Origin of the sequence: Shewanella sp. MBTL60-007 (assembly GCF_019654915.1) — a bacterium.
Classification (GTDB): domain Bacteria; phylum Pseudomonadota; class Gammaproteobacteria; order Enterobacterales; family Shewanellaceae; genus Shewanella.
Genome location: NZ_BPET01000059.1, coordinates 1 through 22,047, shown reverse-complemented (window position 1 = coordinate 22,047; position 22,047 = coordinate 1). Strand labels below are relative to the sequence as shown.

Annotated in this window: 22 protein-coding genes; 20 read left to right on the top strand and 2 right to left on the bottom strand. The window is 45.5% G+C overall.

Annotation, left to right across the window (positions count from 1 at the left end):
• Nucleotides 1–123: 123 nt before the first annotated feature.
• Nucleotides 124–1,188 carry a DUF2804 domain-containing protein gene (locus tag K5Q92_RS19285; RefSeq protein WP_220770507.1) on the top strand — a complete coding sequence of 355 codons (1,065 nt, stop codon included), beginning with the start codon at nt 124–126 and terminating at the stop codon, nt 1,186–1,188.
• Nucleotides 1,189–1,293: 105 nt separating this feature from the next.
• Here K5Q92_RS19285 and K5Q92_RS19280 read toward each other — a convergent pair whose 3' ends face one another.
• Nucleotides 1,294–2,529: a methyltransferase gene (locus tag K5Q92_RS19280; RefSeq protein WP_220770522.1), complete on the bottom strand. Its 1,236-nt coding sequence runs from the start codon at nt 2,527–2,529 to the stop codon at nt 1,294–1,296.
• 118 nt (nt 2,530–2,647) lie between these two features.
• Between K5Q92_RS19280 and K5Q92_RS19275 the strand changes: the two genes are divergently transcribed.
• From K5Q92_RS19275 to dinB, 18 genes are all read left to right on the top strand, one after another.
• Nucleotides 2,648–3,349, top strand: a complete 702-nt coding sequence (locus K5Q92_RS19275) for an alpha-ketoglutarate-dependent dioxygenase AlkB (protein ID WP_220770506.1) — start codon at nt 2,648–2,650, stop codon at nt 3,347–3,349.
• Nucleotides 3,350–3,464: 115 nt separating this feature from the next.
• On the top strand, nt 3,465–3,764 hold the full coding sequence (locus K5Q92_RS19270) for a BolA family transcriptional regulator (RefSeq protein ID WP_220770521.1): 300 nt from the start codon (nt 3,465–3,467) through the stop codon (nt 3,762–3,764).
• Between the two features lie 207 nt (nt 3,765–3,971).
• Nucleotides 3,972–4,475, top strand: a complete 504-nt coding sequence (locus K5Q92_RS19265) for a TRAP transporter small permease subunit (RefSeq protein WP_220770505.1) — start codon at nt 3,972–3,974, stop codon at nt 4,473–4,475.
• A complete protein-coding gene (locus K5Q92_RS19260) occupies nt 4,475–5,839 on the top strand; it encodes a TRAP transporter large permease subunit (RefSeq protein ID WP_220770504.1) in 1,365 nt (454 codons plus the stop codon). The genes K5Q92_RS19265 and K5Q92_RS19260 overlap by 1 nt, the downstream gene beginning before the upstream one ends.
• A 57-nt stretch (nt 5,840–5,896) precedes the next feature.
• Nucleotides 5,897–6,994 (top strand): TRAP transporter substrate-binding protein, encoded by a 1,098-nt coding sequence (locus K5Q92_RS19255; RefSeq protein ID WP_220770503.1) that lies wholly within the window; start codon nt 5,897–5,899, stop codon nt 6,992–6,994.
• Nucleotides 6,995–7,041: 47 nt separating this feature from the next.
• Nucleotides 7,042–7,551 carry an S-ribosylhomocysteine lyase gene (gene luxS, locus K5Q92_RS19250; protein ID WP_220770502.1) on the top strand — a complete coding sequence of 170 codons (510 nt, stop codon included), beginning with the start codon at nt 7,042–7,044 and terminating at the stop codon, nt 7,549–7,551.
• Nucleotides 7,552–8,164: 613 nt separating this feature from the next.
• Nucleotides 8,165–9,499, top strand: a complete 1,335-nt coding sequence (locus K5Q92_RS19245; protein WP_220770501.1) for a Na(+)-translocating NADH-quinone reductase subunit A — start codon at nt 8,165–8,167, stop codon at nt 9,497–9,499.
• Entirely contained in the window at nt 9,499–10,698 is a 1,200-nt protein-coding gene (locus K5Q92_RS19240; protein ID WP_220770500.1) for an NADH:ubiquinone reductase (Na(+)-transporting) subunit B, read from the top strand. The genes K5Q92_RS19245 and K5Q92_RS19240 overlap by 1 nt, the downstream gene beginning before the upstream one ends.
• Nucleotides 10,691–11,485 (top strand): Na(+)-translocating NADH-quinone reductase subunit C, encoded by a 795-nt coding sequence (locus K5Q92_RS19235; RefSeq protein ID WP_220770499.1) that lies wholly within the window; start codon nt 10,691–10,693, stop codon nt 11,483–11,485. Before K5Q92_RS19240 ends, K5Q92_RS19235 begins: the two co-directional genes overlap by 8 nt.
• Complete coding sequence (locus K5Q92_RS19230) at nt 11,485–12,117, top strand: NADH:ubiquinone reductase (Na(+)-transporting) subunit D (protein ID WP_220770498.1); 633 nt, start codon at nt 11,485–11,487, stop codon at nt 12,115–12,117. Before K5Q92_RS19235 ends, K5Q92_RS19230 begins: the two co-directional genes overlap by 1 nt.
• A 5-nt stretch (nt 12,118–12,122) precedes the next feature.
• Complete coding sequence (nqrE, locus tag K5Q92_RS19225; RefSeq protein WP_220770497.1) at nt 12,123–12,731, top strand: NADH:ubiquinone reductase (Na(+)-transporting) subunit E; 609 nt, start codon at nt 12,123–12,125, stop codon at nt 12,729–12,731.
• A gap of 48 nt (nt 12,732–12,779) precedes the next feature.
• The gene (gene nqrF / locus K5Q92_RS19220) at nt 12,780–14,027 is read left to right on the top strand and encodes an NADH:ubiquinone reductase (Na(+)-transporting) subunit F (RefSeq protein ID WP_220770496.1); all 1,248 of its coding nucleotides are present in this window, start codon (nt 12,780–12,782) and stop codon (nt 14,025–14,027) included.
• A 29-nt stretch (nt 14,028–14,056) separates the two neighbouring features.
• Complete coding sequence (locus K5Q92_RS19215; protein ID WP_220770495.1) at nt 14,057–15,073, top strand: FAD:protein FMN transferase; 1,017 nt, start codon at nt 14,057–14,059, stop codon at nt 15,071–15,073.
• Nucleotides 15,074–15,085: 12 nt separating this feature from the next.
• Nucleotides 15,086–15,307: a (Na+)-NQR maturation NqrM gene (gene nqrM, locus K5Q92_RS19210; RefSeq protein WP_220770494.1), complete on the top strand. Its 222-nt coding sequence runs from the start codon at nt 15,086–15,088 to the stop codon at nt 15,305–15,307.
• Between the two features lie 333 nt (nt 15,308–15,640).
• Nucleotides 15,641–16,108, top strand: a complete 468-nt coding sequence (gene bfr, locus K5Q92_RS19205; RefSeq protein ID WP_220770493.1) for a bacterioferritin — start codon at nt 15,641–15,643, stop codon at nt 16,106–16,108.
• Nucleotides 16,109–16,120: 12 nt separating this feature from the next.
• Entirely contained in the window at nt 16,121–16,588 is a 468-nt protein-coding gene (bfr, locus tag K5Q92_RS19200; RefSeq protein WP_220770492.1) for a bacterioferritin, read from the top strand.
• Nucleotides 16,589–16,837: 249 nt separating this feature from the next.
• On the top strand, nt 16,838–17,062 hold the full coding sequence (locus tag K5Q92_RS19195; protein WP_220770491.1) for a hypothetical protein: 225 nt from the start codon (nt 16,838–16,840) through the stop codon (nt 17,060–17,062).
• 115 nt (nt 17,063–17,177) lie between these two features.
• Nucleotides 17,178–18,254 (top strand): DNA polymerase IV, encoded by a 1,077-nt coding sequence (gene dinB, locus K5Q92_RS19190; protein WP_220770490.1) that lies wholly within the window; start codon nt 17,178–17,180, stop codon nt 18,252–18,254.
• Between the two features lie 89 nt (nt 18,255–18,343).
• On the opposite strand, the gene K5Q92_RS19185 is transcribed toward dinB, so the two are convergent.
• On the bottom strand, nt 18,344–19,804 hold the full coding sequence (locus K5Q92_RS19185; protein ID WP_220770489.1) for an aminoacyl-histidine dipeptidase: 1,461 nt from the start codon (nt 19,802–19,804) through the stop codon (nt 18,344–18,346).
• A gap of 235 nt (nt 19,805–20,039) precedes the next feature.
• On the opposite strand from K5Q92_RS19185, the gene K5Q92_RS19180 reads away from it, so the two are divergent.
• Nucleotides 20,040–21,593, top strand: coding sequence for a leucyl aminopeptidase family protein (locus K5Q92_RS19180; protein ID WP_220770488.1), 1,554 nt, complete (start codon nt 20,040–20,042; stop codon nt 21,591–21,593).
• The last annotated feature ends 454 nt before the right edge of the window (nt 21,594–22,047 follow it).

The following is a 22,047-nucleotide window of genomic DNA, read 5'->3' as shown; positions in this document are numbered from 1 at the left end:
CAACATAAGTTATCTCAGTTAGTTTTTGTTCTTTTTTCAACATAAGAAAAAGTTGAACGGCTTTTAACCTTAGTCACTTCCAGTTAGAGTAAAGGTGTGACAAAGCTCTTGGGAATCTGATTTATGCCTGATAAAAGCCCACCGTGGACGCCTAAAACTCTAACAAGTGCAGCAGCGCCTAAAAAGCTGATAGATGAGACTGGTTGCCCAGTTTATGGTCACTTTGATGGCCCCGTTGAGCAGCTAGCCGTCGATAAGTTTGCTTACTTTAATGAGATGGATAAGTCAGCATCTTCCTGGTCAAAGCATTTTGACTATAAGCAGTTTCAATTTGTCAGCATAGTCACTCCTCACTTCGTTATAGGTATGGCGATAGCCGATATTCGCTATCTCGGTAGCGCATTTTGCTATCTCTATGATATCCATGGAAACAGGCTAATTGAGACTAGCTGGTTAAGACCACTTGGAATGGGCTATCAGATGTCGTCATCTCCTATGCAGGGGGTTGCCAAGATAAAGGGCGCTAAAGGAGGGCTTGAGTTTGCTATCGAGCAGGGAGTATGGCGAGTTAAGTTAGATGCTCTTGGGATAGAGGCTGATTTAACCCTGCACCCTACTGCGCTGAGCTTACCTATGTCGATGTGTAACCCAACGGGGTATAGCGGCTGGACCTATACCCAAAAACACAATGCCTTAAATGTTAAAGGCAGTCTGCTGATCAACCATGAGCCGCAGCCGCTGCAGCGTGTGACTGCTGGATATGATTTTAGTGCTGGCTACATGCGCCGTGAAACCAGTTGGCGTTGGGCGAGTATTAACAGTTTAACGGAGCAGGGGAGCATTGGACTCAACTTAGCCGCAGGGGTTAACGAGACGGGATGTCATGAGAACGTGTTCTGGCATGATGGTGAGCGCCATCTGCTCGGTCCGGTTCATTTTGAGTTTGTTCGTCAACGAGATAGGTCCGAGCCGGTGGGGCACTGGCGGATCTATTCAGACAACGGTCAAGTCGAGCTTATGTTTACTGCGCAAAATTGTCGTCAAGAAAAGCTAAATCTCTGGCTATTAAAGAGTAACTTCAGGCAATACCTAGGTTTCTTTGACGGCTATATAATCGATAACTTTGGACAAAAACACTTATTACAAGCGGTGCAAGGCTTAACCGAAGATCATTTTGCTCGCTGGTAGCTTTTCAATGTGAGACGTAAAGCGATATACCTTTGTCCTTAGGTCTGCGGCAATAACTAAAAACCACCTTATCTAAAGGTGGTTTTTTTAGGCGGCTGCAACAGACTAGGCGTTAGGCTTGCCATAAAGCGCGCTCTGAGGATGAGGGGTGTCAGTGCTAGAATCCACCTCAGGTTCCTGTGCCTTCTTACTGATTTTTTGAGCTTGTAAAATCACAAACTTACCATTTGATGCAACGGTAGTGCAGTTTTTAAAAATGCGCTGCAATTTGATGTGATAGGCCAAGTGTCGGTTACCCACTACATGTAATATGCCGCCGTTTTTTAAGCGTCTAAAGGCATCTAAGAACATCTGCCAAGCAATATGATCGGTAATCGCTTCACCTTGATGGAAAGGTGGGTTACACAGGACTAAGTCTGGGCGGAAGCCTTCGCTCATATTGGTTAAACAGTCATCCCAGCCAAAGGTTGCCTGCTCGCCAACCAATGCTGGGTTATCCAGTTTGTTGATCGCCCAGTTTTCTCGAGCTGAAGCGACAGCCATCTCCGAGTCATCGATAAAGTGGATATAGGCCTCAGGGAATACCTGTTTAGCGTGTAACCCCAAGATACCGTTACCGCAACCTAAGTCGACAATCGACTTGAAGTTCCCCTTAGGCATATTGTCGAGCATGATGCGAGCACCAATATCGAGCTTGTTGGCGGCAAACACATTACTTAAATTGGTGATCTGCAACTTAAACTCAGGTACCGACCAGGTGGTGGCTTTAGGCAGTGTACGAGCCTTGCCATCGCTAATACAGGTGATGACGCGGGTTTTCTTCCAAGTTAGGCTGGCACTAGCTGGGCCTAAGCTTTTCTCAATCGTTTCAAGTAGCGACTTATTGATCGACTTTGCTTTAGCCCCAATTAACACTCGGGTGCCAGCTGGCAACACATGGGAAAGTCGTTTTAACTGGTGGCTAAAGTAGTTGAGGTTCTTTGGCAGCTTCATCAGCACCAACTCAAGCCCCTGGGGTAATTCGTCACGGCTATTAACCCAAGTTATCGACTCTTGCGATAATTGGTTGCCAGTGAGGTTTTGGCTGGCGCCCAATAAGCTGGTCTTGGCGTCAGTCTCAAATGTGATCGGCCAGCTTGGGTCGATAGACAATAGCGCCGCAGACAATGCGCCAAAACTGTCGTTAACAACGGCAGTGTTAACCTTGGCTTGTTCGTTATCGAGTAAGTGCTTTATAAGGTGCTCATCGGCGGCGTCCCACGCCTGCAGGTTAGACTCTTGTCTGCTAGGGTAACGGAAGAGTTCGAGTTCAATACCCGATACTGAAAACTGTGTCGTCATATGCCAATAAGTACCAAATAAATTAGGGCGCATATTATCGCAGATTTCTTATAGCAGGTATATGATGGAGTAATGATATGTTAAAGGGATAATTTTGAGGCTAATCTGGGGCTAAAAGATGCAACAAGAGGACTTTGATTTTGACGAGCGAGCGCAATTAAATACAGCTACTCCTGTAGAGTCTAGCCCTGCAAAGCTAGGTTCAAAATCGAACGGTCCAAGCCCGCTAGATAAGCTGCCTTACACCCTTATCAAAGGTTATCTTAATCTGCAGCAGCAACAAGCGCTGTTAAATGAATCATTGTATTATGATTTTACGCGACCGCAGGTCAGCTTATTTGGCAAGAGTCACCCCATTCCTCGTAGCCAAGTTTGGTTTGCCGATAAGGGATGTGATTACCTCTATTCCGGCCTATTTATTCAGGCGGCTCCTTGGCCTAAGTACGCGTATAAACTGCGTTTAAAGTTAGCCCGAGACTTTGGCCTTATTGCCAACGGTGTATTGGTTAATCGATATGCAGACGGTAACGAATCTATGGGGTGGCACAGTGATGATGAGCCAGAGATTGAGCCGGGGTCAGATATCGCCTCGGTGACACTCGGTGCGAGTCGAGACTTTTTTATTCGGCATAAGACCACTCGGCAAAAGGTCTGCTTAAAGCTTGATAGTGGGGACTTACTTATTATGCATTGGCCGATGCAGTCGCTGTGGGAGCATTCACTGCCTAGGCGCCTTAAAGAGAAGCAGGCACGAGTAAACTACACCTTTAGGCGTCTAATTCTTGGTTTTCATCAGGGGGAGAATCGCAGACTAAGGTAAACACTTCGGCCTTAGCTTGGTGAGAGTCTTTATGGCTAGGTCCCATAAGTTGATCTTTATAGGCTATCGCAGTACTCTGCCGCAGTCGCATTTATGCCTTATTGAGAACATCGTTATGTCAGTTGAACAGATCATTACCGAAAAACTCACCGCCGCACTGTCACCGTCACACCTTGAAGTGATCAACGAGAGTCAGAATCATCACGTACCACCAAACTCTGAGACTCACTTTAAAGTGATTATCACCAGCAGTGAATTTGAGGGTAAACGTCTTATTGGTCGTCATCGAGCGGTAAATGAAGCGTTAGCTGAAGAGTTTGCTAAGGGGCTGCATGCGCTTTCAATGCACACTTACACCCCCGAAGAGTGGGCTGTTGAGGTTGATGTACCTGTTTCACCTAAGTGTAAGGGCTAAATCGCTCAGACTCTTTTTCTCGGCTTGCACTTAATCTCTTCCTTTGCAGGCCGTTATCCCCATCAGGGGAGTATTAAAGCCATGGCATCAATCGCTGTGGCTTTTTAGTATCTGCTCCGAGCACCAGTTTCATTTCTTTGGCTATGTATCATTATTGTTATTTTTCTGTTATCAATGGGTTGTGTTTGATTTTGGCTATACTTGTTGATGATAAAGCTGCTAGAAAATTTTACTGAAGCCCTAGGGCGTTGGATAAGTTGGTTTACCCTGTTTATGGTGGTCATTACCTTATTGGTAGTGATTTTAAGATATGCATTTAATATTGGCGCGACAGCACTTCAAGAAACTGCGCTTTACTTGCATGGTGCGCTGTTTACCTTAGCCGCTGGATACACCCTTAAGCATGACGCCCACGTTCGCGTGGATATTTTTTATCGCCGCTTTTCTGATAAAGGCCGACATTGGGTCGATTTTATCGGCACGCTAGTGTTCCTATTTCCCGTTTCTCTATTTATTGCCTATATGAGCTTTGACTACGTGATAGCCTCTTGGCGCTATGGCGAAATGTCGGTCGAGGCGGGGGGGCTTGCCTTCGTTTACTTGCAAAAATCCCTATTACTAATGTTACCTATGAGCCTCATATTGCAAGGCGTTGTCGACTTGGCTCGCCATGGTAAGGCGCTATTTTTATCACCCCGAGAGGTGAGTTAGTGGCTATCTTACTTTTTATCACCGTTTGTGTTGTCTTGATGCTTGGCTATCCGGTGGCACTCACCTTGGCTGGTGTTGCACTGATGTTTGCGGGAATAGGTCAGTTCATCGGGGTATTCGATGCTGCGCTGCTTGGCGCGCTACCGAATCGGCTGTTTGGGATCATTAATAACTCGATTCTAATGGCGGTGCCGCTGTTTGTATTTATGGGTGTAGTACTCGAAAAGTCAAAGGTGGCCGAGCAGCTATTAACCAGTATGGCAGAGTTGTTTGGCCGCTTTCGTGGTGGCCTTATCTTTAGCGTATTCTTTGTCGGTATGTTACTGGCGGCGAGTACAGGGATTGTCGGAGCAACGGTTGTGACCATGGGACTAATGTCGCTGCCGACTCTATTGAAGCGGGGTTATGATCCAGCCTTTAGCGCTGGGGCAATATGTGCGACCGGTACCTTAGGGCAAATTATTCCTCCATCGATAGCCCTCGTCTTGCTTGGCGATGTGCTATCTAATGCCTATCAGCAAGCGCAGTTAACGATGGGAATATTTAGTCCAAAGTCGGTATCGGTCGGCGATCTGTTTGCTGGCGCCATCGTGCCAGGATTACTGCTTTTGGGTATGTACTGCGTATATACCCTCATCTTAATCAAGTTAAAGCCCGATAGCTTTCCAAAGCCCACACAGATCCAGCCTGTAAATCTCAGCTTTATCATGCGGATCATTAACGCCTTAATGCCGCCACTTGTGCTTATTTTCCTAGTACTTGGCTCAATTCTGTTTGGTGTAGCAACGCCGACAGAGGCCGCATCTGTGGGAGCATTTGGTGCGTTAGTGATTGCGTTGAGTAAAAGGCAATTGCAGTTAGCCGTGCTTAAAGAGGTAATGATAAGCACAGTTAAAGTGACCTCTATGGTGTTTTTGATTTTGATTGGCGCATCTATATTCTCTCTGGTGTTTCGAGGCTTAGGCGGCGAAGCGCTAATCCATCAGCTGTTTACCAGTATGCCTGGAGGAGTCATTGGAGCCACTCTATTAGTGATGTTGGTGATTTTTTTGTTGGGTTTTATTCTCGACTTTATCGAAATTACCTTCGTTGTCGTGCCTCTGGTTGCACCGATTTTGCTTGCGATGGGCTTAGATCCTATTTGGTTGGGGATAATGATAGCCGTCAATCTACAGACCTCATTTTTAACCCCGCCCTTCGGTTTTGCTCTATTTTATTTACGTGGAGTAACTAAAGAGTTGATCAGTAGCGCTCAGATCTATCGTGGCGTTTTGCCCTTTGTATTGATGCAACTCTTGCTGTTGTTGGTGCTGAGTATTTGGCCTGCATTAATAACTTGGCTACCTGCGCAGATTTATGGCTGAGTTGTTGTGATTTAGAAAAGGGTAATATTGACTGATGAAAGTAATGGAGATACTGCTATGAGATTTTTACTAGGAACGCTATTCGCCCTTTCGGCTTTATTGTTAGGCGGTTGCCAGCAGGAGTCTGGTGATGTCCATAAGGGGGTTGTGAATGCCACAGATGTTAAACCGATAGAGTGGAAGCTGGTGACCTCATGGCCGAAAAACTTTCCTGGACTTGGCATGGCTCCCGAGCGTTTTGCCCAGTTGGTCACCCAGATGTCAAATGGCCGACTTGTAGTAAAAGTCTACGGTGCAGGAGAGCTCATGCCCGCATTTGAAGTATTCGATGCAGTCAGCCAAGGCACGGTGCAGATGGGCCATAGTGCGGCTTATTACTGGAAAGGTAAGGTACCTGCAGCGCAATTTTTTACTTCGATTCCATTTGGGCTAAATGCTCAGGAGATGAATGGCTGGCTGACCTACGGTGGTGGCATGGAGTTGTGGCAGGAAGTGTATCAGCCCTTTGGGATCATGCCACTTGCTGGTGGCAACACAGGCGTGCAAATGGGCGGTTGGTTTAATAAAGAGATCAACTCCATGGCAGATCTGCAAGGCCTGAAGATGCGTCTACCTGGGCTCGGTGGAGAAGTGCTTAAAAAAGCCGGTGGCGTGCCAGTCACTTTGCCTGGGCGTGAACTTTATACGGCGCTACAAACCGGAGCAATTGACGCGACAGAGTGGGTGGGTCCCTTTAACGATTTAGCCTTTGGCTTACATAAGGCAGCTAAGTTTTACTATTACCCTGGCTGGCATGAGCCTGGAACGACCTTAGAGTTTCTTGTTAATCAAGAAGCTTTTGACGCTTTGCCGGCGGATCTGCAAGCGATAGTGAAAGTGGCAGCGAAAGCGATCAACCAAGATATGTTAGATGAGTACACCACCCGTCATATTGCTGCTCTGGAATCTTTAGTCAATGAACACGGTGTGGTTATCAAGCAATTTCCCGATGAAGTGATGGCTCAGCTCGCTGTGTTATCTAAGCAAGTAATAGCAGAGCAGTCCATGCAGGATGCAACTATGAAAAAAGTTTATGATGCTTATATTGACTACGAAGCGGGGGTACGTAAGTATCACTTAATCTCAGAAGATGCTTACAGTCGATTTAGGCAGTAGCTTAACCTATGCTCATCAGCAAGTTAGAGCGAATTTGGAGAATGAATATGCCGTTATTAGATAGTTTTACCGTTGACCATACTCGAATGAATGCACCTGCGGTTCGTGTGGCTAAAACCATGATGACGCCAAAAGGCGATACGATAACGGTATTTGATCTGCGTTTTTGTGCGCCTAACAAAGAGATCTTAAGTGAGCGAGGTATTCACACTTTAGAGCATCTGTTTGCTGGTTTTATGCGTGATCACCTCAATGGAGACAGTGTTGAGATCATCGATATTTCCCCCATGGGATGTCGTACAGGCTTCTATATGAGCCTTATTGGTACGCCTAGTGAGTCTGTTGTTGCCGATGCTTGGCTTGCTGCGATGCAGGACGTACTTAAGGTCGCTTTGCAATCAGATATTCCTGAACTCAATGAGTATCAGTGTGGCACCTATGAGATGCACTCGCTTGAACAAGCAAAAGAGATAGCCCGAAACATCATTTCAGCTGGAGTCAATGTAAACCGTAACGACGACTTAGCGTTAAGTGCTGAGATCTTAGACGGTCTATAAATGCGCATATTGGCAATGTTCGCTGAATAGAAAGCGGCTACGGCCGTTTTCTATTATGTTAGGCAATTATTTTCACAACTTTTAGTGATAATCTCAATGAGATGCTTGTTTTTGGTGTTCTGAGTTGCTGGGGAACGGCTGTAGCTGCCTGGGTTGTTAATAAACTGTTGGTGCTTAATTTGGCAGCTAAATAGCTTTTTTAACAGATGAAAATGTTTGTGATAGAGAATTCGTTAGCTCAAATAATGTGCAGTTAGAAAAAATGGAATTTTTTATTATTTGATGTAATCTTTTTGCTGTTATGATGAGAGCGAAGTTAGTTAACCCTTTTAATTGTATGGAGAATGTGGCCTGCAGCTACATTCGTAAAGTCTTAATCTCTTCCTATACCTTGCTAGTTTGTAACCAAAACGTACGCAAGCTTTCAAAACAGACACATTTTTCATGGCTACCTTGTGATATTTGCGGTAAAATGCGCGCGACTAGCGTGATTGCTGTCGCATTTCCGTGATAAATCTGCGCTAGCTCAACACGTTAATAGTTTGTTTTAAACTTGTGTGTTTAGCAGGAACGCGGCGCATTGTCTTTCCTTCATAACGTAGTGCTTGTGGATATGATTACAATAAAGAAAGGATTGGACCTGCCTATAACAGGCGGGCCAGAGCAAGTTATCCATGATGGCCCGGCCATCAAACACGTAGCTACTTTGGGTGAAGAGTATATTGGCTTACGTCCTACCATGAAAATTAAGGTGGGAGACAAAGTTAAGAAAGGTCAGGTTATCTTTGAAGATAAAAAGAATCCTGGCGTAATATATACTGCTTTAGCCAGTGGCATAATTTCCGAAGTTAACCGGGGCGCTCAACGTGTTCTGCAGTCTGTTGTTATTGATGTAGAAGGGGATGAATCTATCTCTTTCGCTAAATATGACGCCACTGCAATCGATGCGGTTGATTCGCAGCAAGTGCGTGACAACCTGATTCAATCAGGCTTGTGGACTGCCTTGCGAACACGCCCTTTTAGTCGAGTACCCGCTGTCGACTCTGTCGCCGCTGGTATTTTTGTAACTGCGATTGATACGCAACCACTAGCAGCCGATCCTGCTATCGTGATTGCAGAGCATAAAGCAGATTTTGAAAATGGCTTAAAGCTTCTTTCTAAGCTAACTGAAGGTAAAGTTTACCTTTGTAAGGCTCCTGGTGCAGACATTCCTGCTGCCAATGCTCAAGTTGAAGAGTTTGCTGGAGTGCATCCTGCAGGATTGCCCGGCACACATATTCACCACCTATTGCCTGCTTCTGCTAACAGAACAGTGTGGCACATCAACTATCAAGACGTCATTGCTATCGGTCAGCTATTTGTGACTGGTGAGCTAAATACGCAACGTGTAGTGGCTATCGGTGGCCCTAAAGCGCTTAAGCCTCGTCTAGTTCGTACCCAAGTGGGTGCTTCTATGGCGCAGTTGACTGACGGCGAAGTGGCACAGGGCAATGTTCGTTGTATTTCAGGTTCGGTTTTAAATGGCCGCAACGCAACGGGCCCACATGCTTATCTTGGTCGTTACCATAATCAGGTGAGCTTGTTGGAAGAGGGCACTGAAAAAGAACTATTTGGCTGGGCCATGCCTGGTGTTAAAAAGTTCTCTATCACTCGTGCATTCTTAGGTCACCTTTCACCTTCTCGCATGTTTAACATGACGACGAGCACAGGTGGTTCAGATCGCGCCATGGTACCAATCGGTAACTATGAGCGTGTTATGCCGCTAGATATTCTTCCTACCATGCTACTTCGTGACCTAGTTTCTGGCGACTATGATGGCGCTGCGACTTTAGGTGCACTGGAGTTAGATGAAGAGGATTTAGCACTGTGTACTTTCGTATGTCCTGGTAAATATGACTATGCATCATATCTACGTGACTGCTTAGATACGATAGTGAGGGAAGGCTAATGGGCTTAAAACAGTTTTTCGAGAATATTGAACCGCAATTTGAAAAAGGCGGAAAATACGAGAAGTTTTATGCGCTTTTTGAAGCTGCATACACTGTCTTTTACACGCCAGGTCTAGTGAACAAGGGACGTACCCACGTTCGTGATAACTTAGATCTAAAACGTATGATGATTATGGTCTGGGCTTGTGCATTCCCTGCGATGTTTGTAGGTATGTATAACGTTGGCCTTCAGGCGCAAGAAGCACTTGCTGCAGGTTTTCCAACTCCAGATACATGGCAAGTCGCCTTGTTTGGAATGTTTGGTACGGAATTGACAGCAAGCTCTGGTATTGCCGCATTGATGTGGTACGGTGCCTGTTGGTTCCTGCCCATCTACGCAGTGACATTTGCCGTGGGTGGCATATGGGAAGTCTTATTTGCCTCTGTCCGTGGTCATGAAGTTAACGAAGGTTTCTTCGTAACCTCGATTCTTTTTGCTTTGACGCTGCCAGCAACAATTCCACTATGGATGGTTGCACTAGGTATCACCTTTGGTGTGGTCGTTGCGAAAGAGATCTTCGGTGGTACAGGGCGTAACTTCCTTAACCCTGCATTGGCTGGCCGAGCATTCCTATTCTTTGCTTATCCGCTAAACATGTCTGGTGACACTACTTGGGTTGTTGCTGACGGCTTCTCTGGTGCAACGGCACTGAGCCAAGCGGCGCAAGGCACATTGGAATATGGTCTAACGGCAGACTGGTGGGACGCCTTCTTCGGCTTCATCCCAGGATCTGTTGGTGAAGTATCGACTCTAGCCATCTTGATTGGTGGTGCAGTTATCATCTATACCCGTATCGCTTCATGGCGCATCGTCGGTGGTGTGATGGTCGGCATGATTGCCGTTTCTTACCTACTTAACTTTATCGGTAGCGATACTAACCCAATGTTTGCAATGCCTTGGTACTGGCACCTTGTATTAGGTGGCTTCGCTTTCGGTATGATGTTTATGGCGACAGACCCTGTTTCGGCGTCTTTCACTAATAATGCAAAGTGGGCTTACGGTATTCTTATCGGTGCTATGGCGATATTCATTCGCGTTATCAACCCAGCCTTCCCTGAAGGTATGATGTTGGCTATCTTGTTCGCGAATCTATTTGCTCCATTATTTGACCATTTCGTGGTTCAGTCGAATATTAAGCGGAGGATTGCTCGTGGCTAGTAATAAAGATTCTTTCGGTAGAACACTGTTTGTTGTTGTTGGCTTGTGTTTCATCTGCTCTATGTTCGTTTCGACTGCGGCAGTATTGCTGAAGCCGACTCAGCAGGAAAACAAGCTACTCGATAAGCAAAAGTACATTCTTGAAGCGGCTGGTTTAATCAACCCTCGAGAAGGCAAGATTGACAAATCGCAAGTGCTTTCGACATACGACAAGTATGTAGAAGCAAGATTAGTCGACCTTAAAACGGGTGACTTTGTTGAAGGTGATGCAAACGCATTCGATGCTGATAAAGCGGCGCGTACACCTGCAACGTCTTTTGTGCCTAAAAACGATATTGCATCGGTTAAGCGTGTTGCTAATGAAGCGGTTGTTTACCTAGTTCATGACGATAACCAAAAACTACAGACTGTGATTATTCCAGTTAAAGGTTATGGCCTATGGTCAACTATGTACGCTTTCTTAGCCGTTGAACCGGATTTAAACACCATTCGTAGCTTGGTTTACTACAGCTTTACCGGTTCTGGTGAAACTCCAGGTCTAGGTGGCGAAGTTCAAAATCCTCAGTGGATTGCAAAGTGGACGGGTAAGAAGCTTTACAATGACAAGGGTGAACTTGCAATTAGCGTCACTAAGAACCCTGCTGTTGCAGCATCACCATACGGTGTTGATGCGCTGTCAGGTGCAACGCTAACGGGTAACGGTGTTCAGAACTCACTTGAATTTTGGTTAGGTGAAGAAGGTTTTGCGCGCTTTATCGAGAAGGCTCGCAATGGAGGGCTTAGCTAATGGCTGATGCTAAAGAACTTAAACAGGTTCTAACCGGACCTATCCTCAGCAATAACCCGATTGCTCTGCAAATCTTGGGTGTATGTAGTGCTTTGGCTGTAACCAGTAAAATGGAAACGGCTTTGGTAATGACAATCGCACTCACAGCAGTATGTGCGTTATCGAATCTATTTATCTCTTTGATTCGTAATCACATTCCAAGCAGCGTTCGTATTATCGTCCAGATGACCATTATTGCATCTTTGGTAATCGTGGTTGACCAAGTACTACAGGCTTACGCTTACGACGTTGCTAAGCAGCTATCGGTATTCGTTGGTTTGATTATTACTAACTGTATCGTTATGGGCCGTGCAGAAGCCTATGCGATGAAGACGCCTCCTATGATGAGTTTCATGGATGGTATCGGTAATGGTCTAGGCTACGGTGCGATCTTGCTGTCAGTTGGCTTCGTACGTGAGTTATTTGGTAATGGTTCATTATTCGGCGTAGAAATCTTAAGTAAGATTTCAGACGGCGGCTGGTATCAGCCTAACGGCCTATTACTTCTGCCTCCTAGTGCGTTCTTCCTGATTGGTGCACTGATCTGGATTATTCGTACTATTAAGCCAGAGCAAGTAGAAGCAAAAGGATAAGCATAATGGAACATTATATTAGTCTATTGATTCGTTCTGTTTTCATTGAAAACATGGCGTTATCCTTTTTCCTTGGTATGTGTACTTTCCTAGCTGTTTCTAAGAAAGTCACCACCGCCATGGGTCTAGGTGTAGCAGTTATCGTGGTACTGGCTATCTCAGTTCCTGTTAACCAAATTATTTATCAAGGTTTACTCGCTCCAGGCGCACTAGCTTGGGCTGGGGTGCCAGATGCTGACTTGAGCTTCTTGAAGTTCATTACCTTTATCGGTGTGATTGCAGCTTTGGTTCAGATCCTTGAGATGACATTAGATAAGTACTTCCCACCGCTATACAATGCGTTGGGGATTTTCTTACCGCTAATCACTGTAAACTGTGCAATTTTTGGTGCGGTATCTTTCATGGTTGAGCGTGACTACAACCTAGGTGAAAGCTTGGTGTTTGGCATAGGTTCTGGTATCGGTTGGGCATTAGCACTTGTGCTACTGGCTGGTATTCGTGAAAAGTTAAAATATGCTGATGTTCCTGATGGGCTGCGCGGCTTAGGTATTACCTTTGTTACCGCTGGTTTGATGGCTCTAGGTTTCATGTCGTTCTCTGGTGTGTCTCTGTAATAGAGGCACCATAACGACGTCTTAATTTGAACCTTTAAGGATAAGTTAATGGGTATTCTTGAATCTACACCAATCGATGTATATCTCGGTGTGAGTATGTTTACCGCGATTGTATTGATTTTGGTTTTGGTCATCTTGTTTGCCAAATCTAAGTTAGTACCAAGTGGTGATATTACGATTGGCATCAATGAAGATGCAGATAAAGCAATTAAAACTGCAGCAGGTGGCAAGCTGTTGGGTGCACTTGCTGATAACGGTATTTTCGTATCGTCAGCTTGTGGTGGCGGTGGCTCATGTGGCCAGTGTAAGGTTATCGTAAAGTCAGGTGGTGGTGATATTCTGCCAACTGAGCTAGACCATATCACTAAGGGTGAAGCCCGCGGCGGCTGTCGTTTATCTTGTCAGGTAAACGTTAAATCTGACATGGAAATCGAGCTAGAAGAAGAGATCTTTGGCATCAAGAAGTGGGAGTGTGAAGTTATCTCTAACGATAACAAAGCTACTTTCATTAAAGAGCTTAAGCTTGGGATCCCTGACGGCGAGTCTGTGCCTTTCCGTGCAGGTGGCTATATTCAGATTGAAGCACCGGCTCATCATGTTAAGTATGCTGACTTTGACGTACCAGCAGAATACCGTGGTGACTGGGAGCACTTTGGCTTCTTCAAGCTAGAGTCTAAGGTTGACGAAGAAACAATCCGTGCATATTCAATGGCGAACTATCCTGAAGAGGAAGGGATCATCATGTTGAATGTACGTATTGCGACTCCGCCACCACGCAATCTTTCTCTACCTTGTGGTAAGATGTCATCGTATATCTGGAGCCTAAAGGCTGGTGATAAGGTGACGATTTCTGGTCCATTTGGTGAATTCTTCGCTAAAGATACCGATGCTGAAATGGTGTTCATCGGCGGTGGTGCGGGTATGGCGCCAATGCGTTCTCATATCTTCGACCAACTTAAACGTCTTAAGTCTAAGCGTAAGATGAGCTTCTGGTATGGTGCACGTTCTAGCCGTGAAATGTTCTATGTTGAAGATTTCGATGGCCTAGCGGCAGATAATGACAACTTCCAATGGCATGTTGCACTGTCTGATCCTCAGCCTGAAGATAACTGGACCGGATACACTGGCTTTATTCATAACGTACTGTACGAGAACTACTTACGTGATCATGAAGCGCCAGAAGATTGTGAGTATTACATGTGTGGCCCACCAATGATGAACGCAGCTGTAATCGGTATGCTTAAAGATCTTGGTGTCGAAGATGAAAACATCCTATTGGATGACTTCGGTGGCTAACCTCTCTCTTATTGGAGATTTAGGTCAAAATGGTTAAGACCTTAGTAAATTGGCTGGCCCTTATAGGGTTAGCCTTTTTTATTTCAGGTTGTTCTAAACAAGCTGAAGTGATTTCATTGTCTGGCAACACAATGGGGACGACTTATCATATTAAGGTCGTGCCCAGCGAAACTATGCCTGATGCACAGTTACTGCAAGCCGAGATCGATTTAGCCCTTGAAAAGGTTAACAATCAGATGTCGACTTACCGTCCTGATTCAGAGTTGTCTCAGTTTAATCAAATGACCCGCCGCGAACGGATGCAAGTATCGGCCGATACCGCGACCGTCATTGAGACAGGTATTGAGCTATACAAAAATACCGATGGGGCGCTCGATATTACATTAGGTCCTATAGTGAACTTATGGGGCTTTGGGCCCGATAAGCGCCCGACTCAGATCCCATCGCAACAGCAGATCGATGCTGCAATGGAGCGTACGGGGATCGATGCGATAGAGATCGATGGCAATAGGATCAGCAAGCAGAATCCAGACATCTATGTGGATCTCTCGTCTATCGCCAAAGGTTTTGGTGTCGATAAAATCGCGGCGTTATTAGATAAGTATCATCCAACCGGGTATCTGGTTGAGATTGGCGGTGAAATTAGCCTTAGAGGCACTAAAGCCGATGGCTCATTGTGGCGTATCGCAATAGAGCAGCCATCAGATTCAGGCACTGCTGTACAGCAGGTGATTTCGCCAAAGAACATGGCAATGGCGACATCCGGTGATTACCGTAATTATTACGAAGAAGACGGACAACGTTTTTCTCACTTGATTGACCCACGCACCGGGTACCCGATAAATCACCGGCTAGCTTCGGTTACCGTATTGCATGAACAGTCTATGATCGCAGATGGCTACGCCACAGCTATGATGGTTTTGGGCACAAAAGCATCATTAGAACTTGCTAAACGTGAGCATCTAGCGATAATGCTAATTGAAAAGCAAGATGATGGCTTTAAGGTTTTCTATAGCGAAGCCTTCAAACCTTTCGTTACTCAGTAGTTGGAGTCGAATATGAGCACATTTATTGCGGCATTTGTCGTATTACTAGCATTCTTTTTCTTAATGTCGATCGGTTATTTGCTAAAGAAGAAAGCGGTTGCCGGAAGTTGTGGCGGCCTAGGTGCACTCGGGATCGAGAAAGCCTGTGATTGTGATGATCCTTGCGATAAGCGTAAAGCCAGAATGGCTGAACAAGAGCGCCGTGAAAAATTAGCGCAGAACCGTATTATCTAGCTCGATAACGCTACGTAGATTAAGGCTCCTTTTAGGGGCCTTTTTTATATCATTTTTTACTTAATCCCGTCTTCGTTACTGCTTGAGCTAATATCTGTGCTCCTCGTGTGCTTTAAACTTGTTTGCTTCAGTCACTCTTTTTAGTGCTAATTACTTAGTTTCCCAAGATAAATGACTCATTAGCTATCGCTCAACAATACTTGGGAATTGTAGTGCTAATGATAATTGTTTTCTTTAGTAACACTTTGAAATATAAACTTTATTTGTATTTGTGTGTTTTTTGTTCTAGGTTGTAAATATTGACATAGATCAATTTTCACTAAGGATGAACAGATGAAAGGACAGCCTAAGGTCATTAGTCAGCTCAATAAAGTGTTGACCAGCGAGTTGACTGCGATTAATCAGTATTTTCTTCACGCACGCATGTATAAGAATTGGGGGTTAGGTGAGCTAGATGAGAAGGCTTACAAGAAGTCCATTCAGGACATGAAGCATGCCGACAAACTGATTGAGCGAGTGTTGTTTCTTGAAGGGCTACCTAATCTGCAACAGCTAGATAAAATTCGCATTGGTGAGCACAGCCAAGAGATGCTTGAGTGTGACAAAGTCATGTTGGAAGAAGAGCTGGTTCTCCTTAGAGAGGCGATCGCTTTATGCGAGGTTGAGGCCGATTATGTGAGCCGGGATATTCTCGAAGACTTGTTAGAAGATGAAGAGGAGCACTTAGATTGGCTCGAGGCTCAGTTAGAGCTTATATCGCTAACGGGTATTCAAAACTACTTGCAGTCAAAGATGAGCTAACTGGAGCCAGTTATGAAAGGTAATCAAGAAGTCATAGACACATTAAATAAACTGCTCACCGGTGAGCTTTCTGCAATGGATCAATACTTCGTCCATGGTTTGATGTATGAAGACTGGGGGCTTAATGAGCTACATGAACGGATCTCTCATGAGTCAGATGATGAAAGAGAGCACGCGAAGAAGTTAGTGCAACGTATCTTGTTCCTTGAAGGCACGCCTGATGTGGCGAGCAGAGAGCCGCTTAATATTGGTAAAGATACTGAGCAGATGCTTAGAAATGACTTAGCTTATGAGTATCATGTTGCGGATAACTTACGTAGTGCGATAGCGCTTTGTGAGCAAAAGAGTGACTATGAAACTCGAGAGATCTTAGAGGTCCTGCTTGAGGAAACCGAGTCTGATCACATGTATTGGCTTGAGAAGCAGCTTGGCTTGATTGACAAGGTGGGTTTGCAAAATTATCTACAGAGTAAAATGTAGAGTAAGACTTGTTCTAGAAAAGGCGTTAATAGCGCCTTTTTTTTTGCCTCAATAAAACCGCCAATTGTTATTAATTGTCTGCCAATAAACGACCATTTTATATATTGCTTATACAGCTAGTATTCAGCTGCCTTGCTTTAATCTATAGCCTGATAATGCCAACAACATTGATTTCACCGCGTTCGCATCGCCAAGAGATCGAGGCATTCAGTATGAGTACATTATATTAGGCTGTTGGGGGAGTAAGCGATGTTAGTTGTTAATGCAGAAGAAACTCATCTTGATGCCAATAACCAATTTCAGGTTGATTACCTCGTAGAGTATATCGAGCGCCTAGAAGCACAAGCCAATGATGAACAGCTACAGCTAGGTTTAAATCAAACAATACCTAGCTTCGTAAAGCTTAGTTCCATCTTATCTGCAGACGAGCTAACGATGTTAACTCAGCTATTTTATCCTAAGCCTAAAATGTAACACCAAGGTAGCGATCATAGTGTAAACGCGCGTTGAGGATTCGCATTTAGATCTGTGTGCTTTACATTGAATACTGTTTTTATATACAGTAATATTCTTTTCGGAGGATATTGGCTTGCAAAAAATTATTCATGTAGATATGGATTGCTTCTACGCTGCAGTGGAAATGCGTGATTTTCCCGAATTAAGAGGCAAACCGATTGCCGTAGGTGGACGCAGTGATCGCCGGGGGGTGATCAGTACCTGTAACTACGAGGCGCGCCAGTTTGGTGTACGCTCGGCGATGGCATCAGGTTATGCATTAAAGTTGTGCCCCGACTTGATTTTGGTTCCTGGGCGTATGCAGGTCTATAAAGAAGTATCCAGCCAGATAAGAGCGGTATTTGAGCGTTACACCGACTTAATCGAGCCACTATCGCTAGATGAAGCCTACCTTGATGTGACCGACAGCCCTCATTGCAAAGGCTCTGCAACTTTAATCGCCGAGGCTATTCGAGCTGATATTCTAGCCGAGACGGGTCTCACTGCCTCGGCCGGTATCGCACCAGTGAAGTTTTTGGCGAAGATAGCTTCCGATCTTAATAAACCCAATGGACAGTATGTGATTCGACCGGACATGATTGATGAGTTTGTTAAAACTCTGCCCTTGATAAAAATACCAGGCGTGGGCAAGGTTACCGCTAAAAAGCTTGCAGAGCTTGGTCTGCATACTTGCAGTGATATTCAGGCTTACCCTGAGCCTAAGTTGATTGAGCGTTTTGGTAAGTTTGGCAGTGTGTTGATTGAAAGGGCCAAAGGTATCGACAGGCGAAGTATTTCTCCCAATAGGGAGAGGAAGTCGGTTGGGGTGGAAACCACCTTGGCAAAAGATATTCACACGTTAGAGCAGTGTCGTGCCGTGATGCCACAACTTATTCAGGAGTTGGGGGCACGCGTGAGTCGCAGCGCGAAAGATAGAACGATTCATAAGCAAGTGGTCAAAATAAAGTTTGAGGATTTTAAACAGACAACCATAGAGCACCGTAGCGACGAGATTTCGGTAAAGCTGTTTTACCAGTTACTCGAGCAAGCGATGGAGAGGCAGCATGAGCGGGGAATTCGCTTACTTGGCGTTTCAGTGGGGCTGGCATCGAACAGTACTACAACAGAAGATAGCAATGTGGATAGCTCGCAGATGGACTTAGGCTTTTAGGCGTATAGTTAAAAATAGTTTGTTAGATATAAAAGAGGCCACTTATTGCTAAGTGGCCTTTTAGGTTTTACTTCGATGTTAAGGTAGCATTAACCTTTAACGGGCGTACGTTCTAGCACGGCCAACAACAGCTTCCAATATTGGCCAACGGTAGTGATGTTAACCTTTTCATCTGGGCTGTGAGGATAACGAATTGTTGGGCCGATAGATACCATATCCATCTCTGGATAAGGCTTCTTAAATAATCCACATTCAAGGCCTGCATGGATCACCATGATAGTTGGCTCTTTGTTGTAAATCGCTTCGTAGGTTTCACGCACGCTTGCCATTACTGGAGAGCTGTTATCGGGCTTCCAGCCAGGGTAGGCACCACTGAACTCAACGTTTGCACCTGCAAGATTTGCCAGCGAGCTTAATACACCTTCAACCTCTTCACGACCTGAGTCGATAAGTGAGCGGATCAGGCAAAGAATTTGTACGCTGTTCTCATCGGTACTGATAACACCCACGTTAAGGGAGGTTTCTGTTACGCCTTCCACTTCGTCGCTCATGCGAATAACGCCGTTAGGGCAAGCATTAAGCAGATCAATTAAGATCTGTTGTGACTCTTCACTCATCACTTGCTTTTGCGCGGGGATCTCTTCCAGCGTGAGCACAGGCTCTGGGTCGGCAATTGCTAACTCTTCACGGACTAATGTTTGGAACTGTTCTGCTCGTTGTTGTAATAAAGGGAGATTCTCTGCTGGTAGCATAAAACTAACTTCAGCTTCCCGTGGAATCGCATTACGCAGTGAGCCGCCAGTAAATTGCGTTAGTTCAATAGCAAGTTCATCGGCGTTGGCAAATAGGAAACGAGCCAAAAGCTTGTTAGCGTTACCACGGCCGAGGTGAATGTTTACGCCAGAGTGGCCACCCTTAAGACCAGATATAGACAGTTTATAGCTGGCATTAGTCGGCTCTGGTGATTGCCAAACCATAGGTAGGCTTAACTGCGCATCGACGCCGCCAGCACAGCCCATGTAGATCTCGCCTTCCTGTTCAGAGTCGGTATTAATTAAGATCTCGGCATCTAGCATGCCAGCTTCTAATCCGAATGCACCAGTCATGCCCGCTTCTTCGTCAATCGTTAGTAGCACTTCTAGTGGGCCATGAGGGATATCATCCGCGCCGAGTATCGCTAGGGCAGAAGCCATACCAATACCGTTATCGGCACCTAGAGTCGTACCTCTGGCTTTTACCCAGTCGCCATCGACATAGGCTTCGATTGGATCTTTCTCAAAGTCATGTACTTTATCTGCGTTTTTCTGCGGCACCATGTCGATATGCGCTTGCAGCACGACAGTCTTACGGTTTTCCATGCCCGCAGTCGCTGGCTTCTTAATGATAAGGTTACCGACTTTGTCTTCAATGACACTAAGTTGTTTGTCTTTAGCCCAAGCTTGAATATGAGCACTCAATGCTTGCTCGTGTTTAGATGGATGCGGAATGGCACAGATCTGTTCGAACCATTGCCAAAGTGCTTGTGGTTGTAACTGACTAAGAGTGGTCACTTAAAAATCCCCTATTCGAGTAATATCTATAGCGCGCAGCTGCCAGTGAGGCAGAAATTGCTGACAGTCTAGCATAGTCTTAATGCGCAGCAGAGTCGTTTGCCGTTGCTTTTATTTAAGCTTGTCAGGCTAAGTTTCCACAATAGTTTTCATCGGCGGTAAAGTCGTTGGTATTCTCAGCACAATAGGGGAATAATGTTAGAACAAAAAATAAAAGAGTAAGAAGGATAAGGTTATGGGGTCGGTAATATTTGTTGATGTGATCGAACAAGATGCCATTTTCGAAGGCAGTGGTTGGGATGCGCTGGTGGTGGTTACGCCAGATCTCGGCTCAATAAAGCTCGATGAAGTTTCACTGCTGGCTAGTCATGGTCAAAAAGTTGATAAACGCGTAGGTCAATCAGTGACTTTACTGTTTGCTCCAGGGCTCGCTGGGGGACGTTTGATCATCGCGCCAGTTAAAAAAGCGCATGATGACTACCAAGATGTGCGGGTGTTTGCCGATGCGGCGAGAGAGGGCATCAAGCTAGCGAAAGAGGCGGGAGCGAAGCGGCCTTTACTGTTAGTGAATAGGCTGACAGAGCATCGTTATCAACATGCGCCAGAGGTTGCCGCACTCGCTTGTGGACAGGAACTTTGGCAAGCACTGGAGCTAAGAGAAGCTGGTGGTGGCGATGAACCTTTAGAGGCGATAGGACTATTGGCTGATACTAAAGAGTCTGCAACCTGTGCCACGACATTAACCGCAATAGAATCTGGGCGTAACCTTGCTCGCGACTTATGCGGTACTGAGCCTGAGCGTATGTCTGCGCCAGCTTTTGCCGATTACTGCGTGGAAGCACTAACAAACTCCTGCTTATCAATGAGTGTGATCGAAGACAGAGACATTTTAGAGCGAGACTACCCACTATTAAGTGCAGTCGGTCGCTCCTCTTTTGGCGTATTAAGACATCAACCTAGAGTGGTAAAGCTTGAGTATGTCGGCGAAGGGGAGATTGAGCGCACCTACTTGTTTGCCGGCAAGGGCGTTGTTTACGACACGGGTGGTGCGGATCTGAAAATTGCTGGTGGTATGGCGGGTATGAGCCGAGATAAAGGTGGCGCCGCCGCGGTTGCCGGCCTGATGAAAACCATTAGTATGCTAAAACCTAAAGGGATCCGTGTTGTGGCTGAGCTTGGTTTAGTGCGCAACAGTATCGGTAGTGAAGCGTTTGTCACCGATGAGATCATCACCTGCCATGCGGGTAAACGTGTCCGTATTGGTAATACTGACGCTGAGGGACGTTTGGTGCTAGCCGATCTGCTATCGCATTTGCGTTTAAAGGCTGTTCATGCTGTTAACCCACAGATGTTCTCTGTGGCGACATTAACGGGTCATGTGGTGCGATGCTTTGGCGGATACACTGCAGCGGTTGAAAACAGTGTTGCCAAGCAGGCAAACGTCGCATCAAGCATGCAAGAGCAAGCATTGATTTGGGGGGAGCCGATTGAAGTGACGCAATTGCGTCGTGATGACTTTAGTAAAATAGTCGATCCTTCAGCGGCTGCAGATATGTTGTCGTCAAATAATGCCCCCTCATCAGTGACGGCACGCGGTCATCAGTATCCGGCTGCATTCTTGATTGAAGCGTCGGGTCTTAGTGGCCATGGCTTAAATGCTGATAAGCCGATTGCTTATACACACTTAGATATTGCAGGTAGCGCAACCGAGGGGCACCCTCAATATGGTACGCCTACAGCAACACCCTTAGTGGGCTTATTTACTTATATGACCTGTCGTAGCAATTAGGTCATCCAGTCGTTTTTAAAAGCCGGCATCTTTCGCCGGCTTTCTTACTTTCATTGCACACAAATATGATGTTTCTGGTCGACAATAGGACTCCAGAAGCAGCTTTCTTCAGTAATTGCTGTAATAAAATTACGGAAAGAGGGCTTTTTAAGCTTTTTTAAATAAAAAGCTTGTAATAAAGCTACATTTATCTATAATAGCTTTCGTCGGGTAAGCAATGGTGCTTAGCGACACTTAGTCTATCCAGGAAGGATAATTCTCCAAGGAATCGAGCGACAAGTTGACTCTACAAGCCAGCGAACGGCTTTTACGAAAGTAGAGTATTTGGAATTCAACTTTGTTAGGAGTATTAATTATGTTTTTTAGTAACACTATTTATTCGCAGAGCTTTTGGTTAAACACAGATGTTTTGCGCGGCGGTTTATACGCCATGACTTTTAAGGGCTAACCCTCC

Excerpts from the sequence above, each read along its gene's own strand:
- K5Q92_RS19285 (WP_220770507.1), top strand. The coding sequence starts at position 124 with ATGCCTGATAAAAGCCCACCGTGGACGCCTAAAACTCTAACAAGTGCA.
- K5Q92_RS19280 (WP_220770522.1), bottom strand. The coding sequence starts at position 2,529 with ATGACGACACAGTTTTCAGTATCGGGTATTGAACTCGAACTCTTCCGT.
- K5Q92_RS19275 (WP_220770506.1), top strand. The coding sequence starts at position 2,648 with ATGCAACAAGAGGACTTTGATTTTGACGAGCGAGCGCAATTAAATACA.
- K5Q92_RS19270 (WP_220770521.1), top strand. The coding sequence starts at position 3,465 with ATGTCAGTTGAACAGATCATTACCGAAAAACTCACCGCCGCACTGTCA.
- K5Q92_RS19265 (WP_220770505.1), top strand. The coding sequence starts at position 3,972 with ATGATAAAGCTGCTAGAAAATTTTACTGAAGCCCTAGGGCGTTGGATA.
- K5Q92_RS19255 (WP_220770503.1), top strand. The coding sequence starts at position 5,897 with ATGAGATTTTTACTAGGAACGCTATTCGCCCTTTCGGCTTTATTGTTA.
- luxS (WP_220770502.1), top strand. The coding sequence starts at position 7,042 with ATGCCGTTATTAGATAGTTTTACCGTTGACCATACTCGAATGAATGCA.
- K5Q92_RS19245 (WP_220770501.1), top strand. The coding sequence starts at position 8,165 with ATGATTACAATAAAGAAAGGATTGGACCTGCCTATAACAGGCGGGCCA.
- K5Q92_RS19240 (WP_220770500.1), top strand. The coding sequence starts at position 9,499 with ATGGGCTTAAAACAGTTTTTCGAGAATATTGAACCGCAATTTGAAAAA.
- K5Q92_RS19230 (WP_220770498.1), top strand. The coding sequence starts at position 11,485 with ATGGCTGATGCTAAAGAACTTAAACAGGTTCTAACCGGACCTATCCTC.
- nqrE (WP_220770497.1), top strand. The coding sequence starts at position 12,123 with ATGGAACATTATATTAGTCTATTGATTCGTTCTGTTTTCATTGAAAAC.
- nqrF (WP_220770496.1), top strand. The coding sequence starts at position 12,780 with ATGGGTATTCTTGAATCTACACCAATCGATGTATATCTCGGTGTGAGT.
- K5Q92_RS19215 (WP_220770495.1), top strand. The coding sequence starts at position 14,057 with ATGGTTAAGACCTTAGTAAATTGGCTGGCCCTTATAGGGTTAGCCTTT.
- nqrM (WP_220770494.1), top strand. The coding sequence starts at position 15,086 with ATGAGCACATTTATTGCGGCATTTGTCGTATTACTAGCATTCTTTTTC.
- bfr (WP_220770493.1), top strand. The coding sequence starts at position 15,641 with ATGAAAGGACAGCCTAAGGTCATTAGTCAGCTCAATAAAGTGTTGACC.
- bfr (WP_220770492.1), top strand. The coding sequence starts at position 16,121 with ATGAAAGGTAATCAAGAAGTCATAGACACATTAAATAAACTGCTCACC.
- K5Q92_RS19195 (WP_220770491.1), top strand. The coding sequence starts at position 16,838 with ATGTTAGTTGTTAATGCAGAAGAAACTCATCTTGATGCCAATAACCAA.
- K5Q92_RS19180 (WP_220770488.1), top strand. The coding sequence starts at position 20,040 with ATGGGGTCGGTAATATTTGTTGATGTGATCGAACAAGATGCCATTTTC.